Source organism: Sodalis praecaptivus, assembly GCF_000517425.1.
In the GTDB taxonomy this organism is placed as follows: domain Bacteria; phylum Pseudomonadota; class Gammaproteobacteria; order Enterobacterales; family Enterobacteriaceae; genus Sodalis_A; species Sodalis_A praecaptivus.
This window is the reverse complement of record NZ_CP006569.1, coordinates 4,305,290-4,322,605: the sequence shown is the minus strand read 5'-3', so window position 1 is coordinate 4,322,605 and position 17,316 is coordinate 4,305,290. Positions and strand designations below refer to the sequence as shown.

Sequence of the window (17,316 nt, the reverse complement as noted above, 5' to 3'; positions counted from 1 at the left end):
ACTTTTATTAGCATGCATTAGCATGATGGCTATTACCCTGCCGGCGAGACGGGCTCACGTGCTCGCCGGTGTCCAACTTTACGGTTAAACTGGCAAATCTCCTTACCCTTATCCGAGAAGCGGGTGCCAACCTCCTCGAACCTAATCCATGATTAAAGGCAACAGGCTTATCCTAACGCCAGATTGTTTATTTTTTTCGCCAGAGATCGGCTTCGATTTACTCATTAAAAAATAGAATGCGCCCGCTTATAATTTCATCACCAAAACACAGGTGGGATATTTTACAAAAGCGTAATGCCGGCGCCCGCATCGGCAAGAAAAATGAACTAAATTCAACGAGAATGATGAAAGTATCACGCTGTCTTGTCCAGTTAAATAAACGCGTCCTGGCGCTAAAAGTTATTTACCGGCGTATTGATAAAGTCGATTTATAGTTTATTCCGACCGGCAACGTATTAGGCCGGTAACACTTAAGGAGGAGACTCATATGAGCGTTTTAATTGCGATGATTTCTGATACGGCGTTAGCCGCCAACCTTCCCGTAACGCCAGCCCGCGCCATACAGCCGAGACACGGTATTATCGATGAACCAAAATGCCGCGCGTTTTTATGTACCGCCGAAGGGGGCGCATTAAATATAAACTGTGGTCAAGTAGAATGGGAGCCGCAGTCCTTGGAGGGGCCGAAAGGGTTTCCCGACGGGGGACCGGTGGATGGCGCTATTGCCAGCGCGGGTAATGAGCGTTTTGCTCCACTGGATGAGCAAAGCGCGGACAGATGGCATAAAGAGCCGCTCAAAACCGGCAACAATGTCCTTCATTGGCGCATAGAGGTACAGCACCGCACCGAGTCTTGGCAGTTATATATCACCCGAGAGGATTGGGATCCCAATCAACCGCTAAGCCGCGCGCAGTTTGACCTGCGACCGCTTTATGATAAGTCTGCCGATGATGACATTCCCCCTGAAAGCGTCACTATCGAATATACAATTCCGGAGAATTATTCGGGATATCATGTCTTGCTTGCGGTTTGGAATGTTGCCGATACGGGAAATGCTTTTTACCAGGTAATAGATACGGAGATTAGCTAGACGGCCGCAGCGGCGAGATAGCGCTTGCCGCGATGATCTCGCCGCTAAAACCACCGCGGCGGCATAGGTAGCGCTTAACGTGATGATCTCGCCGCTATAACCACCGCGGGATAGATAGCGCTTAACGCGATGATCTCGCCGCCGGCGGAACGCAAACGTCCGCCCGGCGGAGGCAGCCTGCCGCAGCCCGTCTCTGCACGCCGTCATTTTCATTTTATTTTCATTTCTAATCCTTCTTCTCCATGGTAAAACCTCCCTTCTCAACAAAGAAGATAAACGGTTAAATGTTATGCAAGGATCCGCATCGAACCGCATGGTTCCCTTTCTCATGGTGCTGGGGTCAATATTATCCCTGAGTATCGGCACCTCGTTGGCCAAGACGTTTTTATTTCCGCTGGTGGGGGCGACAGGGACCACGGCGCTGCGCACCGGTTTTTCCGCCATCATATTGCTGATGCTGTGGCGGCCGTGGCGCGCGCAAATCACCCTGGGGGATTTGCGTTACATCGCCCTGTATGGCGTGACGCTTGGCGTGATGAATCTATGCTTTTATTTGTCGATACAAACCATCCCTTTCGGCCTGGCGGTCGCCATTGAATTTATCGGGCCGCTTAGCGTCACGCTGATTTATTCCCGCAGGCCAATCGACTTCATCTGGATTGCCTTTGCGGTTACCGGCATTTTGCTCATTCTGCCGTTAGGGAATAATCATAGCGCCTTGGACGCCACCGGCGTGCTCTTTGCGCTATGCGCGGCATTTTGCTGGGCGCTGTATATCATTTTCGGCAAGAAACTGAGCCATCTTCACTCTGGCCATACGGTGGCGATCGGCTTGATTTTTGCCTCAATGGTGACGTTTCCGGTGGGGATCATTGATGCCGGCAACATCATGGCGCATCCTTATTTGGTGTTGATGGGGCTTTTGATCGCCTTATTTTCCAGTTCAGTGCCGATGTCGCTGGAGATGGCCGCGCTGAAACGCTTGCCGCATAAAACGTTTGGCATTTTGGTCAGTATGGAGCCGGCGATAGTGGCGATCATCGCCTTTTTCATGCTTTCCGAACATCTTACGTTTATCCAGGTTATTGCGATCGCTTTTTCCATCACCGCCGGCATGGGTAGCGCCATGACCGCCGGCGGTAAAATGGATACCCTGGTTAAGTAGACGGTATAGGGGGGTTGACCTATATTCCGGCGCGGCGGTACGTCATGGGCAGTTAAGGGTCGCGGCGCCGAGCATTTTCAATGACTATGAATGTTTCTGCACCTGCCGGCGCAGTCGATTCCGGCATCCTGCGCGCTGTTTAATGGGCCGCGATAACAACTTTCATGGCTTTTTCCTGCGCGGCATGGGCAAAGACCTCATAGGCTTTATCCAATTCCGCAAGGGTGAAATGGTGCGTGACCAATTTATTGGGGTTCACCCGGATGTGATTAAGGGCTTTTAACAGCATCGGCGTACTGGTGGTATTCACCAAACCGGTGGTCAGCGTAATGTTTTTGATCCACAACGTTTCCAGATGCAGGTCGACCGGCTTGCCGTGTACGCCGACATTGGCGATGTGGCCGCCTTTCGCCACTATGTCCTGGCAGATTTTAAATGTTGCGCCTAATCCCACGCATTCCACCGCCACATCCACACCGTCTCCGCCGGTTAAAGCCGCGATTTGCGCCACAACATCCTGCCGTTGAGGATTGATGATGTCGGTGGCGCCAAAGCGCTTGGCCATTGCCAAACGCTGTTTGTCCGTATCGATCATGATAATTTTTGCCGGCGAGAAAAATTGCGCCGTTAACATGGCCGCCATGCCAACCGGCCCGGCCCCCACCAAGGCCACCGTATCTCCCGGTTTAACTTTGCCATTGAGCACCCCTATTTCAAAACCGGTTGGCAGAATATCGCTCAGCATCAGTGCGGCTTCCTCATCCACATTATCCGGCAGGAGATAAAGGCTGTTGTCCGCATGAGGAATGCGAACATATTCCGCTTGGGTGCCGTCGATCAGATGCCCCAAAATCCAACCGCCGTCCTCACAATGGGCCGGCAGCGCGCGCTTGCAATAGCGGCAGGTGCCGCAGGCGGTAACGCAGGAGATGATCACCCGGTCCCCTTTTTTGAAATGGCGGACGCTCTCTCCTGTCTCTTCAATAATGCCAATACCTTCATGGCCTAAAATCCGCCCGGCGGCGACTTCAGGGAGATCACCCTGTAAAATATGAAGATCGGTGCCACAAATAGTGGTTTTCAGGATTTTTACCACGGCGTCGGTGGGTTTGCGCATTGAGGGTTTTTCGACGTCCGATAGACAACGCTGCCCTGGACCTTTATATACCATGGCTTTCATGTTCACCTCCAATTTGACTCTACTTCCAATAATAAACAGCTTCAGGCAAGTTAAACTTCAGTTCCTGTATTAGTAGAAGTGAATGCGTTTATAAAAAACGCCGTTCTGTCGTCACGCGAAACGCCGATCAATGTAACGGTTCGCTCTAATGAGAATAAGAGAAATTATTAACAGTGTATTCTGCACTTGAAATAATTATTATGATCTCGTTCACAGTTGTGAATATTAATAAGGTTGGGCGGTTAAGACGAAAATAGATGTATTAACTCGTTCATCAGCAAAAGGGGGAACAATACAAATAAATGTTGGGGAGCCGTTTCAAATTGGCCTGTGCAGGGTAATTTATGTGGGATTAATAAGAGAGATCTTGATCATTAAACTATGAAAGGGTAAAGCCATAACTTACTCCTTGATATAATGTTGGCCAACAGAATTCTAATCAGTGCTGTACACGCTATTGCCCCAGGGGGCGGGGTATGCCCATAAGCGCCTATCGATTCTTCGAGCGCGGCGCGGGCGGAAATAGGCCGCGTTAAGCAGCCAAGCGGCCGTCCGACACAGATAGCGCGATTACAACGCCATATCGATAACAACCCTGCCCGCGATTTTTCCAGCGCGCATGCGGTCAAAAATGGCGTTGATATTCATTAGCGGTTCAACGCTGATATTGGCCGAAATTTTACCACGGCTGGCGAAATCAAGCGCTTCTTGCAAATCCTTGCGCGTCCCGACAATCGAACCGCGTACGGTTATTCCATCGAGCACCATGTCAAAGATTGAGAGATCGAATTTGCCCGGCGGCAAGCCATTAAGGGTAATGGTGCCACCGCGCCGCGCCATGCCGATAGCCTGTTCAAATGCCCGCGGGGAGACCGCGGTTACCAGCACGCCGTGCGCGCCGCCTATTTCCTGCTTCAAATGGGCAACGGGATCGCTATTACGGGCGTTGACCGTTACGCTGGCGCCTAATTGCTTGGCCAATTCCAGTTTGCTGTCATCAATATCCACCGCAGCGACATTTAGCCCCATTGCCAGGGCATATTGTACCGCCAGGTGACCCAGACCGCCGATACCGGAGATAACCACCCAGTCGCCTGGTTTGACATCGGTCATTTTAAGCCCTTTATAAACCGTGACGCCGGCGCAAAGAATGGGGGCAATAGCATGATAATCAACATTATCCGGGAGAATGCCGACATAATCGGCGTCAGCCAGGCAATATTCAGCAAAACAGCCGTTAACAGAATAACCCGAATTCTGCTGTCGGGGGCAAAGGGTTTCCCACCCGTCCAGGCAGTAGTCGCAATGTCCGCACGCCGAATAAAGCCAGGGAACGCCGACGCGATCGCCTTCCTTTAGATGGGTGACGCCCGCTCCAATTTTGACGATCTGTCCGACACCCTCATGGCCTGGAATGAATGGAGGAACAGGCTTGACGGGCCAATCTCCTTCTACGGCATGCAGGTCGGTGTGGCAAACGCCCGTTGCGGCGATTTTCACCAGCACCTGACCGGGACCAACGTCAGGAACCGGCACCTGTTCTATCTCCAGGGGTTTGCCAAAGGCTTTCGCGACCGCGGCTTTCATCATCATGAGTAACTCCTTTTGGCATAAACACATGTGAAAAGAGAGGGTTGCGTAGGCAATGCTGGGTTATCTCGCCTGAGCGACTGGCGTGCCGGGAAGATCATCTGCCCTCTTCGGGCTGAAAAGGTATCGCCGGGCGAACCGGCTCGGGGTGATGCCGCAGAAGCGGGAGGAACCGAAGACAGCATGCCTAGCTTGATTGTCCCTCGTTAACGGCAGGAAAGCAAAAATCTATTTAATTCAGTAACTAATGATTAATTAGATAATAAATTACTTATGTATTCAACCAGGCTCAAGCCCGGGCGCGTCACCGTTTCTGGTCGGCTTAGCGCATTATCGCCGCCGCGGCGAGTCAGTCCTTTACCCCATCGACCCCGACGGCGGGCGGTGGCAAGGTAAGGCTCCGTAGCAAAACGCCTGTGGCGCTGCCTGTCTGGACTATTTCGCCTGCTGCAGACGGGGAGGCATGGCCGTTACGACGTAGGGTGTTGCACCCTGTGCGGCAAAAGAGGGGCGCCCTCGGCTACCGGTGGCGTTAATAAGCCAAATCTGCACCCTAGGCGGCTTTCGCTCGGCTCTAAAGCGAACGCTTTTGTCCGTTGCCTTTTTAACAACAGTGCAGCAAACGGTCATCGGAAAAACGTCTCCCGTGCTGATTGCCGAAAAAGGGCCAAGCGCCGCTGCGAGGAAAGTATATGAAGATACTCACTTTTTTTTGAGCTAAACCTGTAACCGCCGCACGCGCGGGATGTGATCAATGACTAAAAATGCAATATTAATCGCTATTTCAGCGTTTATGCGCTGGTCGTGAACAAGAAGAAAATGATATGTCATAGAGGTTAACTGAGAGTTAACATCATGCTGCCAAATCCCTCATGAAGAGGCAGTTGTTGACGTAAGGGAGACATTAACCTTTCGCAGAAATGACGAAGGTAAAGGCTTATCTCGGGCACGATCGGCGCTTCGCCGAGAAAAACCTTTTCAAATGCTAAGTTAGCGGGATGACTTATGAAAAACCTAAAAGCATCGGAAGCTTCACCCTCGCTGGGGGGCGGGCTTTCCAACCGTCAGGTCACCATGATTTCAATTGCCGGTATTATCGGCGCCGGGTTATTTATCGGCTCCGCTAACGCTATTGCCGTTACCGGCCCTGCAATCCTTATCTCCTATGCTATTGCGGGTCTATTGGTGTTATTGGTGATGCGTATGCTTGGCGAGATGGCCGTCGCTCAACCGGACTCAGGTTCATTTTCCACCTATGCGGCCCGCGCGATTGGCCCCTGGGCGGGTTTTACCATCGGCTGGCTTTACTGGTGGTTTTGGGTATTGGTGATCCCCGTTGAAGCCATTGCCGGAGCGGATATATTGCATGCCTGGTTTCCCTCGGTGCCGCCTTGGGCCTACGCGGTAGGCATTATGATGTTATTGACCTTGACCAACCTTTGCCACGTTAGGCATTTTGGCGAATTCGAGTTCTGGCTTTCGCTGGTCAAAGTGCTGGCTATCATCGCGTTTATCGTCATCGGCACGCTGGCGGTGATAGGGTTTTGGCCGTTGGCCGACATCAGTGGCGCGGCGAGGCTGTTCAGTCACGGGGGTTTCCTTCCCAACGGCCCAGGGGCGGTGTTAGGCGGGGTTTTGGTGACGATATTCTCTTTCTTTGGCGCGGAGATTTTGAGTATTGCCGCGGCGGAATCACAGGAGCCGGCAAAGCAAATCCGCAGGTCTACCAACCTGATTATTTACCGGATCGCGCTGTTTTATCTTCTGTCGATTTTTCTCGTGGTCTGCCTGGTTAATTGGGACGATCCGCAGCTTCCCCGTCAGGGAACCTTCCAATATGTTCTCTCGATGCTCAACGTGCCTGGCGCTAAACGGATTATGGATTTTGTGGTGCTGATAGCGGTAAGTAGCTGTATGAACTCCGCTCTCTACACCGCCTCGCGCATGTTTTATGCGCTGGCCTGTCGGGGAGATGCACCTGCGGCGGGTAAGCGGGTTTCTCGCCATGGCACGCCGCGCATTGCGGTGCTGGCCTCTACCTTGGCCGGGTTTTTGGGTTGCCTGGCCAATTATCTGTTTCCCGGTAAAGTGTTCGGCTTTCTGCTCTCCAGCACCGGCGCGGTAGCGCTGCTGGTGTATTTGGTGATCGCAATATCGCAACTGCGGATGCGCGGCATCTTGGAGCGGCAAGGGCAGCCGCCCCAGTTCAAAATGTGGTTGTTCCCCTGGCTTAACTGGCTGTGCATCGGCATTATCGGCACCGTGCTGGGTTACATGGCTTGCGCGCCCCTCTACCGATATGAAGCGTTGATGACGGGTGCCGTGGCGCTGATTGTCTTTTTGCTCAGCCTGATGGTTACCCGCCATCGCAACGTCGCAAGCGTTACCAGGCTGACGCCGGCGCGGGAGATGGATATTGAGGCCACCCGGCTATAAGGGCGCGTACGCTGCCGATAAAGCAACATTCCGTCGCCGCGTTCATTGGGGGGCGCGGGCGTGTAGGCGGCACATGACGGTGACCGCCGATAACGCTCGCGTCACGTTGATGCGGTCGAAGAGGAGGGCGAAGCAGAATGCGCGTGCAGTGGCGAGAGGGAAGATGCGACATCGCTACGCTCCGGGTCCTGTTGCGGCGCCGGCACAGTAAAGTTATGACGATGTGGCGGTAACAACAAGATGGAATTGCTAGCGTCGGCAAGGTTCGCGGGGTTTTGCGCGGGTAAACTAGGGCCGCAGCAGTGTAAAACAAAAATGGATGTGCAATTTCCCCGCCGGTAATCGCGTAAGCGCCAATGTCCGTGTCGATTCGCCGTTACCGTCCCATCGCTTAGCTTGAAAGAGGTTGTGTTATGAGTTCCCTTTCCTATGTTTCTACAGATAACAATTCTGCGTGGTCCACTTTTCTGGCGCAGGTGGAGCGCGTGCTTCCCTATTTGGGCGACCTGGCCCTCTGGGCAGACACGTTGCGCCATCCTAAACGCGCGCTGATAGTGGATATTCCTCTGGAAATGGATGACGGCACCATCCGTCATTTTGAAGGTTTTCGAGTGCAGCACAATTTATCGCGCGGGCCGGGTAAAGGCGGCGTGCGGTTCCATCCCGATGTCACTTTGGAAGAGGTGATGGCGTTGTCGGCGTGGATGACGGTGAAAAGCGCCGCGCTAAATCTGCCTTTCGGCGGGGCGAAAGGGGGGATTCGCGTCGATCCGCGCGAGCTCTCGGAAAAGGAGCTGGAGCGTCTGACCCGACGCTACACCAGCGAAATCGGTACTATTATCGGACCGCAGCAGGATATCCCGGCACCGGACGTCGGCACCAATGCGCAGGTGATGGCGTGGATGATGGATACCTACTCCATGAATATTGGCGCCACCACCACCGGCGTCGTCACCGGTAAGCCAATCCATTTAGGCGGCTCCCTTGGGCGGGTGAACGCGACCGGCCGTGGCGTGTTTGTTACCGGCAGCAGCGCGGCGGACCGCATCGGCTTAACGGTACCGGACTGCCGCGTGGCAATCCAGGGATTCGGCAATGTCGGCAGCGTCGCGGCCGGGCTGTTTCATCGCGCAGGGGCCAAAGTGGTGGCGGTGCAGGATCATAGCGCCACAGTGTTTGAGGCCCGCGGGCTGGATATTCCAGCATTGGCGGACTATCAACGCCAGCATGGCGCTATTGCCGGTTTTGCCGGGGGGACGCCATTGAAGGAGGACGAATTCTGGCACCAGGAGTACGACATTTTTGTGCCCGCCGCGCTGGAAGGCGTGATCACGCCCGAACGCGCCCGCGCGCTGCAATGCCGTCTGGTGCTGGAGGGCGCCAATGGCCCTACGCTGCCGGGTGCGGATGATATTCTACGCCAGCGCGGCATAACGGTAGTGCCGGATGTGATTTGCAATGCGGGCGGCGTGACGGTGAGTTATTTTGAATGGGTACAGGATTTCTCCAGTTTCTTTTGGAGCGAGCAGGAAATCAATGACCGTCTGGATCGCATCATGCGCGAGGCGCTGGAGGCGGTGTGGCATAAAGCGGATGCGCTGGATGTCACGCTGCGCACCGCCGCTTACGCCGTCGCCTGCGAGCGGATATTGATGGCGCGCCGCGAGCGCGGGCTGTATCCCTAACCCAGTGCCGTCCGCCGCCGACCTTTAGGGGGCGGCGGACGGCACATCGCGGCGGCAGGCATCGATGCCGCCGTTAACAGGAGATCGCCGCCGGGCAGCGCGCCAGCGGCGCTATGTTAGGGCTGCGTCATCGCCGGCGTTGAGGCGGCCGCACCGGCCAGCGGCGCGCGGGCGTCGGTTTCGTGATCTGGACTGGGGTTAACGGGCCTATCCGCCGGGCTACAGCCGCTCATACCGGCACAATAGGCATCCAGCAACATCAGCGTGACGCCGTTAGTCCAGCCAAAGCCGTCCTGTAGCGCATATTCGCCGCCGCCGCCGCCACCTAGGCCATCGCCTTCAACCACATATTTTTCCACCAGCTTATGCTCTTTCTGATAAAGCTTCTCGACGTTGGCCAGGAAGCGGGTGCCAATCGCCCGCGCCAGCGCATCCTGACCGTAATAGCCAAAGCCTTGTACGGCAACCCATTGCAGCGGCGCCCAACCGTTTGGCGCGTCCCATTGCTGCCCATTATTAACCGTGGTGGTGACCAGTCCGCCGGGTTTAAGTAACAGATTGCGCACGGTCGCGGCAACTCGACCGGCGCGATCTTGCGGCGCTATTTTCACCCATAAGGGAAATACCGTGGCGGCGGTGACCGGGCGGGTAATCTGCCGCCGTTGCCAATCATAATCGGTGTAGTAGCCGTCCTGCTCATTCCATAAATAGTGATTGATCGCCTGCCGGCGCTGTTGCGCCAACTGCGTATAGCGGGCGGCATCCTGATGGGCGTCGAGCGCCTTGCTGCCCTCGGCCAGCGTGGTTTCCAGGTGATAAAGCAGTGCGTTTAGATCCACCGGCACCAGCGCGGTGGTGCGGATAGTGGACAGGTCGTTAGGATCGCCTAGCCAGCGAGAGCTGAAATCCCATCCCGAAGCGGCGCCGGCGCGCAAATCGCGATAGACGCTGGCCGCGCTTCGGCCCTGTGCTTTGGCGGCGGTTGCGATATCTTCGCTATAGGATTCGGTACGCGGCACGTCACGATCGTCCCAATAGCGATTGAGCAGGCTGCCGTCATCCAAACGCACAACGCGCTCGCTTGCCTGTCCCGGCGGCAGTTGTGCGCTGCCCTGCATCCAGTAGGCATACTCTTGCTTCAACTCGGGTAAGTAACGGGCATAAACGCCGGTACCCTGGTGCTGCGCCAGTAACGTTACCATGAACGAGAAAAACGGCGGCTGCGAACGGCTCAGATAGTAACTGCGGTTGCCGTTAGGGATATGTCCGTAGGCGTCTATTTCATGGGCGAAGTTATCGGTCATATTTTTCACCAGCGTCCACTGCCCGCTTTCCGCCAGCCCCAGCATGGTGAAATAACTGTCCCAATAATAGACTTCGCGAAACCGTCCTCCGGGCACGACGTAGCTTTCCGGCAGCGGTAATAAGGAATCATAAGGACGCACCGTAGCCGTTTTACGGGTCAATATCGGCCAAAGTCCGTCGATATGCTGGCGTAGGCTTTGGCCGGCTGGCGGTTGCCAGCCTTTACTTGCTGCCGGCAGGTCGAAGCGTGCCTCGACGAAGCGTTTAAGATCAAATCCCGCCTGCCGGTATTGCTGGCGGTAAGCGGCAAGGATGGCGGCCGGCGCCTGACGCGGCACCGCGTCGGCGAACGTTTTTTGATCGGGGTAGAGTTTGGCTCGTTGTACTGCGTCAAAGAGCGGGCCGAAAAGCGTGTCCGGCGGCTGCGGCGCGTCGAGCCGCGGGCCGCGAGTGTCCGTCGTCGGGTCCGCAGGCCGATCGGCGAAAGGATTGCCGCCGGCGCTAGGGCTTATTAGCGGCTCCGCTGCTGGAGCCACCGCCGTGGCGGGCAGCGCAGAGCCCAGACACAGCGCCAGGACAAATGATAACAGGGCGGGTTTGCAACCGTGGATGTGGTCGGCCAGCATGTTCAACTCCGTTGTCAACATCGGCAGCGTGAGTTGCCGGTAAGGAAACATAACGAATGCGGACAGACAGGGAATGTCGCGCGATTCAACCTATTGTTTAGTTAATGACTAGTTAACTATAGACGGATAGGACGCCTGACTGGAAACGGAGTGGAAAGTAATGCGACAAACGTCATCATCAAAAGTAAGATTTTGCTGGCGGGTTAACGCTTACCCTGCCATGACGCAGCGAGTCCGGCGCCAAGACAAGGCGATTTAACTTGCAAAAGCGGCTAATATACGGTCGCCTGGGCCGTCGCCCGTCGCCCGTCGCCCGTCGCCCGTCGCCCGTCGCCCGGTCAGGCGGCGCCGCAGGCTCTTATAGAGTCAAATCAAGGGAGTGTGAATAGCGAACGGCTGATACCTGGCCCATACGCGGCCCGCGGTAGCCCGCACACGGGCCTATTGCCGTTAACAGGATTTGGGCGCCTGTTTTAGAATTTACCGGCGCGGCCTGCTCCCGGTCTGCGGGTACCGTGCAGTTGCGCCATTGCCAGACGCATCATGTCCAAAAAACGCAACAGGCGCGCCGGATAGAAACTGGCCTGCGGGTAGACCAGATAGACCGGCAGCGGCAGGCCCTGCCAATCGGGCGCCAGATGCAGCAGACGATCCTGGCGAATGTCCTCAAGGACAATCCAGGTAGAGACCAGCGCGGCGCCAAAGCCGGCCAATGCGCCATTACGAATCGCGTAAAGGCTGTCGGTAATCAGGCGCGGTTGTATGGCGAATCGATGCATCTTGCCGTCGGCTTGACGGCTTAACGCGACCTCATTGAGGTAAAAGGTACTTAGCGCCAGCCAGGGCAACGCGTGCAGCTCCGCGGCCGTGGCGGGAGGCGCGCGCCCTGCCAGCAGCGACGGCGCCGCCACGACGATGCGCGGCACTTCCGCCAACTGAATGGCGACGACCGAAGGATCGGTGACGCTGCCTACCTGAATCGCGCAATCGATACCCTCTGCGATGAAGTCCGGGCGGCGATCGTTGAGCATCCACTGGACCGTCATGGCGGGAAAGCGGCGGAGATACGCCAGCAATGGCGTGATTAGTTGTTCCTGGCCGAAGGCGTGCGGCGCCAGGACGCGCAATACGCCGCGCGGCTCCTCGGTGGCGCCGCGCAAATCTTGTTCAATCCCTTGCCAATTATCCAGCAGCGCTTTGGCATGGGTGTAACAACGCTGGCCGTCGTCGGTCAGCGTCATCACGTGAGTCGTTCGTTGCAGCAACTTCAACCCCAGGGCGCGTTCCAGCGCCTGTAGCCGACGGCTGACGGTAGGTTGACTGGTGCCCAGCTGTGCGGCGGCAGCCGATAGGCTGCCCGCGTCGACGATGCGGACGAAGGTTTCCATCAGCGCGATGCGGTCGATGCCGGATAATGAGAACTGGTTCATACATATAACGTATAACAGTTTTACTCTGCCGGCTACTACCCGGCGTCGCTTTCCCAGGCAATAATCCTGCCTGGTTACCCGTTTAGGAAAAAAGATTATGTCCATAGTATCCAAGGGAGTGCCCATTGCTTCCCATACGCCACATGTACTAACGCCGGCCATTGTCATGATAATGGCCGCCGGGGCGGGTTTGAGCGTGGCGTCGATTTACTATAGTCAGCCGATGCTGGGCATTTTAGGCGCCGATATGCAGGCTGGGGCCGATACTATCGGCCTGGTGCCAACGTTGACGCAAATGGGTTATGCGTTGGGGATACTGTTTTTAGCGCCGTTGGGGGATCGCCACGATCGCCGACGGATTATATTGGCCAAAGGCGCATTACTTACCTTGGCGCTGCTGCTGAGCGGTTTTGCCTCCGCCATGAGCGGATTGCTGGCGGCCAGCCTGGCGGTTGGCGTGGCGGCAACAATGGCGCAGGATTTGGTGCCTGCGGCGGCCACGCTGGCCCCTGTGGCGCAGCGCGGCAAAATAGTCGGCGCGGTAATGACCGGTCTCCTGCTGGGTATTTTGCTTTCCAGGGTGATAAGTGGTGCGGTGGCGCAATATTTTGGCTGGCGGGCGGTGTTTGTGGCGGCGGCAGTGGCTATTGCTGTGATTACAGTGGTTATTTGGCGCAAACTGCCTCGCTTTAGTCCCACAACAACACTTAGCTATCCGGCGCTCTTTACCTCAATGGGAAAGCTATTACGCCACTATAAGGCACTGCGGCGAGCGGCGCTGGCGCAGGGACTTTTGTCGGTCGGGTTCAGCGCGTTTTGGTCAACGCTTGCCATGATGCTGCACCAGGATTTTCACTTGGGCAGCGCTGCCGCCGGGGCCTTTGGACTGGCGGGCGCCGCGGGTGCTCTGGCGGCCAGGCTGGCGGGCGCCATGGCCGATCGACGAGGTGCTGAACCGGTGACCCGGTTGGGTACCGCCCTAGCGACGTTGTCATTCGCCGCGATGCTTTTTTTACCGCTGTTGCCGGCACCGTTGCAATTGGGGCTCATCGTATTGAGCGCCGTGGGTTTTGATTTAGGAGTACAGGCGGCGTTGGTTGCGCATCAAACGATCATCTACGGGCTGGAGCCGGAAGCCCGCAGCCGGCTAAATGCGCTGCTCTTTACCGGCGTATTTATCGGTATGGCGGCCGGGTCGGCCGTGGGTAGCGCGATTTTCGCCCATTGGGGTTGGCCCGGTGTGGTCATTCTTATCACCTGGGCCGGCGGCGCCAGTTTTCTCGTCCGTTGGATGAGCCGCCATGGTAAGCAATGATGTGGGAGGCGTCGGTATTCACTAGATGAGCCGGCATGGCCAGCAATGATGTGTGAGGCGTCGGTATTCGCTAAATGAGCCGCCATGGCCAGCAATGATGTGTGAGGTATCGGTATTCGCTAGATGAGTCGCCGTCGGCATCTTTGTTGAGGCAGTCGTCGGCCTTGCGCTCGACAGCGCGCAGAAGCCGATAACTAAGGGAAAACAAACGTTATCATCAAAGGGTATGCAACCCTACGGCCAGAAGCGAATAGGCTTTCATTGTATTGGCATAAGGACTCGTTGAAGATCTGCTTGTGAAAAAATAGCGCTGTACAAATGCTATAGAGAGATGGCGCCATTTAAGTACCACTATAGTGCTGTTTGAGTGCAAAATAGGCTCCCTTACTGCGCATATTTTGCGTCGATAAGGTACCAAACTCCTATTAAGCGTAATATCTGTGAGCGAAGCGTCTTTAGCGTTTTGGTAGGGTGCTGGATTGAAATCATTAAGGTGCATTTTTAGTGCTGCAATGGTGTTAATAAGGTGCAATTCTGGTGCTATGGTGCCGTTTTGGGGCCTTAGGTGTGATCTATTGATACCCTTAAGGGCGATTGTTGCGCATTTTGCTCTAGTGGCCCCGTACTGCTCCAACTGCTGCTAAAGCCCTGGTGTCCCGTTGCTTAGACCTATTTGCTTCACATCGCAGAGCAGGATGGCGTCACCTAAACCACCAAAATCACCTAAACCACCAAAATCACCTAAACCACCAAAATCACCAAATACATTTAAATCACACAAATCATCCAAATCATCCAAATCACCGAAATCACCGAAATCACCGAAATCACCTAAATCACCTAAATCACCCAAATCACGTAATCGCGGTAATAGATGATTATGTTTTAGAGCAATCGCCAAATGAAGGCCATCTCTGCACATCGCCGGCACGGGATTGGCTGCTTATAAACATTGATCGATTACTACAGGCGGGGACGCCAATAGTATAAAAGACAGCTGCCAGCAGTGACATCCGGCGGTCTCGAGGTAAGGCCTAAACTCCTCAATTCCCCTACCCCATACCCCAAACTCACGGCAGAAAGCACCAAGCACTCGGCCGCCGGTACGCCTAATGCCGTTGATAAGCATGGATAATAGGCCTAACTGGGCGAACCTATCTTGTAATGGCGCCGCCGCTGACGTTTGCCTAACTCCATTCAAGGGGGCTCTGGCATCTTTGCTCGCCTCATCTCAGCGGCTTATTAGTACAGCCCATCAAAGCGGTACCCACAGCAACAGGTTTTATTGGTACCGATAAAGTGCTAAAAATATACATAATAGGAACCATAAAGGTACCAAATTGGTGTTTTATTAATACCGAGAGAGACCTATTCTTAATGGCGTGGATGGCGTGGATGGCGTGGATGGCGTGGATGGCGTGGATGGCGTGGATGGCGTGGATGACGTGGATGGCGTGGATGGCGTGGATGGCGTGGATGGCGTGGATGGCGTGGATGGCGTGAATGGCGTGAATGGCGTGAATGGTCTGTATAGCCTAAATGGACTGAATGGACTGAACGGCCTGCATGGTCTATATGGTCTGCATGGTTTGACTAGCTTATCGGGAGAAATACTTTCCTTTCAGGTCAGGTTAATGGGATAACGCCCCTATGACGTTCCGCTGCCAGCGGGCCAGAAATACAGCTCGTCTAGTAACCAACCAATAAGTTTTTCGTTTCAGACGAGAATGGGGCAAAGGGTACGAGGGTTTCGTGACCTGTAGCGCTGCTGTCAGCCTAGACCGGTGCAAACCGTTAGCGCGTCGACAATTCTCGTCCCTGGTGACAATACCTCATCATCCTAAAAAAGGTAAAGGCGTAACACGTCTCTTTCTGCACCTTAACACCGTTATGTCATTGTCACCTTCGTTGCAACAGATCGTGCCAACCCCGTTACGAAACGAGCGCCGTCGTTGTCTTGGTCGGCGCTAATGCCGTTATGATACGGGCGCTGTTGTTACAGTGGTCCGCGCTAAACTTTATTAATCTAAATTCCGTAATAGTGATGGCGAAAATGTTCATGAGAAAAATAATAAGATGTCGCAATATCAATATCATGCCGATTGCCGGCACAAGCACGATACCTCCGAAGGTAAACGGTCAAACGCAACCTACCTCGGGGCGATCAGCGAAATCACTTTCGTTGATGGCGTGTTTAAGATTGAAACGTGGCAACGAAAGTGTATTAAATAATAACTCATTGTTTTTAATAAATTTATTTCATATTTATCCTAACGGCATGCTGCATTTTTCAGGTTTACAATTCTGAGGCGCGCGGCTATAGTAGCGGCAATTTTAATAGATGGAGTAATGAATTGGACGTTCACCCTTTAAGTGACAACTTATAAGGCCAGCCAACTTCATCGTTTGCTTGCCTTAACACGGCGGGCAATGTTTCATCTCACCTCTTAGAGCTGTCTCATACCCGAACTGAATTTCTTTTGCGTGTGGATCATTCATCCGCGCGTTGACGGGTTATGTTTATGCCATTAATTATCCCACAACGCCATCACTTATTTCCTCCGGGTTTTCCGCGTTTAATTACACGACGCGAATAACGCGTGCGCAAAAAGAAAACGTAATTACGCCAACCATGAGGAAAGCGTTATGGTATGGACCTCTTTTATCCTGCATTTATCGCTGGCGGCATTGCTGGGCGCCGCCATTGGCGCCGAGCGCCAATGGCGCCAGCGCATGGTCGGCTTGCGCACTAATGCGCTGGTGGCCACCGGTGCCGCTATTTTCATTATGAGTTCGCTCGGTACGGCGGCCGATAATCCCTCCCGCATCGCCGCGCAAATTGTCTCCGGGGTCGGATTTTTAGGCGCGGGCGTCATTATGCGTCAAGGCATGAATATCTCTGGCTTGAATTCCGCGGCGACACTGTGGTGTTCCGCCGCGGTGGGGCTGTTGTGCGGGCTCGGACAGTTCGCCAATGCCTGTGTCGCGACCCTGGTGCTGCTCTGCGCCAACATTCTGCTGCGCGAAGCGGCCCAGCGTATCAATTTGCAGCCGAAAGCGCCGGATAACGACGTCGAGCAACGTTTCCGCATACGTATCGTTTGCGGCAGCGATGATGAAATTTTGGTGCGTACGCTGATTTTGCAGGCGGTGAATCACGTCGCCTTGCGGTTGCAAGCGCTGCGCAGCTCGGATATTGCCCGACCAGGCCACCTGGAGGTGAGTGCGGACATCATGGCTTATCCGGCCGCGCAAAAAGACATCGAAAATATGGTTTGCCGTATCAGTCTGGAGAAAAGCGTCTGTGCGGTTAACTGGTGTATCGCTATCCCTCAATCCCGTTGCTGAGCAGGAGATGACTATGAATGAACCCCCATCCGGCGACAGGCGGGAAAGGCGGAGAGATGCCGGGAGAATAACAACACTTCGATCCCCGCAGTAAACCCCCTTTGCCCACTTCCTGTGCTTACGCGTTCCGCACTGCCCGCTTCCCG

The 17,316-nt window shown here is 54.8% G+C and carries 12 protein-coding genes; 7 read left to right on the top strand and 5 right to left on the bottom strand.

The genetic code is table 11. From position 1 onward, the window contains the following. The first annotated feature begins 487 nt into the window (after positions 1 to 487). Together SANT_RS19250 and SANT_RS19245 are read left to right on the top strand one after the other, a co-directional pair. A complete protein-coding gene (locus SANT_RS19250) occupies positions 488 to 1,090 on the top strand; it encodes a lytic polysaccharide monooxygenase (protein WP_025423871.1) in 603 nt (200 codons plus the stop codon). Positions 1,091 to 1,379: 289 nt separating this feature from the next. Beyond that, positions 1,380 to 2,255, top strand: coding sequence for an EamA family transporter (locus SANT_RS19245; RefSeq protein ID WP_025423870.1), 876 nt, complete (start codon positions 1,380 to 1,382; stop codon positions 2,253 to 2,255). A 139-nt stretch (positions 2,256 to 2,394) separates the two neighbouring features. Here the strand turns inward: SANT_RS19245 and SANT_RS19240 are convergent, their stop codons facing one another. Then, positions 2,395 to 3,435 (bottom strand): zinc-dependent alcohol dehydrogenase family protein, encoded by a 1,041-nt coding sequence (locus tag SANT_RS19240; protein WP_025423869.1) that lies wholly within the window; start codon positions 3,433 to 3,435, stop codon positions 2,395 to 2,397. A gap of 570 nt (positions 3,436 to 4,005) precedes the next feature. Further along, a complete protein-coding gene (gene adhP / locus SANT_RS19235) occupies positions 4,006 to 5,022 on the bottom strand; it encodes an alcohol dehydrogenase AdhP (RefSeq protein ID WP_025423868.1) in 1,017 nt (338 codons plus the stop codon). Positions 5,023 to 6,030: 1,008 nt separating this feature from the next. Here adhP and SANT_RS19230 point away from each other — a divergent pair. Continuing rightward, the gene (locus SANT_RS19230) at positions 6,031 to 7,461 is read left to right on the top strand and encodes an amino acid permease (protein WP_025423867.1); all 1,431 of its coding nucleotides are present in this window, start codon (positions 6,031 to 6,033) and stop codon (positions 7,459 to 7,461) included. A gap of 413 nt (positions 7,462 to 7,874) precedes the next feature. After that, a complete protein-coding gene (locus SANT_RS19225) occupies positions 7,875 to 9,146 on the top strand; it encodes a Glu/Leu/Phe/Val family dehydrogenase (RefSeq protein WP_025423866.1) in 1,272 nt (423 codons plus the stop codon). Positions 9,147 to 9,262: 116 nt separating this feature from the next. Here the strand turns inward: SANT_RS19225 and treA are convergent, their stop codons facing one another. Both treA and SANT_RS19215 read right to left on the bottom strand, forming a co-directional pair. Beyond that, positions 9,263 to 11,077: an alpha,alpha-trehalase TreA gene (gene treA, locus SANT_RS19220; protein ID WP_025423865.1), complete on the bottom strand. Its 1,815-nt coding sequence runs from the start codon at positions 11,075 to 11,077 to the stop codon at positions 9,263 to 9,265. A gap of 473 nt (positions 11,078 to 11,550) precedes the next feature. After that, the gene (locus SANT_RS19215; RefSeq protein ID WP_025423864.1) at positions 11,551 to 12,507 is read right to left on the bottom strand and encodes a LysR family transcriptional regulator; all 957 of its coding nucleotides are present in this window, start codon (positions 12,505 to 12,507) and stop codon (positions 11,551 to 11,553) included. A gap of 97 nt (positions 12,508 to 12,604) precedes the next feature. Here SANT_RS19215 and SANT_RS19210 point away from each other — a divergent pair, with 97 nt between their 5' ends. Next, the gene (locus SANT_RS19210; protein ID WP_025423863.1) at positions 12,605 to 13,822 is read left to right on the top strand and encodes an MFS transporter; all 1,218 of its coding nucleotides are present in this window, start codon (positions 12,605 to 12,607) and stop codon (positions 13,820 to 13,822) included. 640 nt (positions 13,823 to 14,462) lie between these two features. Here SANT_RS19210 and SANT_RS23930 read toward each other — a convergent pair. Next, positions 14,463 to 14,723, bottom strand: coding sequence for a hypothetical protein (locus SANT_RS23930; RefSeq protein ID WP_200867258.1), 261 nt, complete (start codon positions 14,721 to 14,723; stop codon positions 14,463 to 14,465). 490 nt (positions 14,724 to 15,213) lie between these two features. Here SANT_RS23930 and SANT_RS23055 point away from each other — a divergent pair, with 490 nt between their 5' ends. Then, the gene (locus SANT_RS23055) at positions 15,214 to 15,465 is read left to right on the top strand and encodes a hypothetical protein (RefSeq protein WP_025423862.1); all 252 of its coding nucleotides are present in this window, start codon (positions 15,214 to 15,216) and stop codon (positions 15,463 to 15,465) included. A 1,003-nt stretch (positions 15,466 to 16,468) separates the two neighbouring features. Next, positions 16,469 to 17,170: an MgtC family protein gene (locus tag SANT_RS19200; protein WP_025423861.1), complete on the top strand. Its 702-nt coding sequence runs from the start codon at positions 16,469 to 16,471 to the stop codon at positions 17,168 to 17,170. Positions 17,171 to 17,316: the final 146 nt, after the last annotated feature.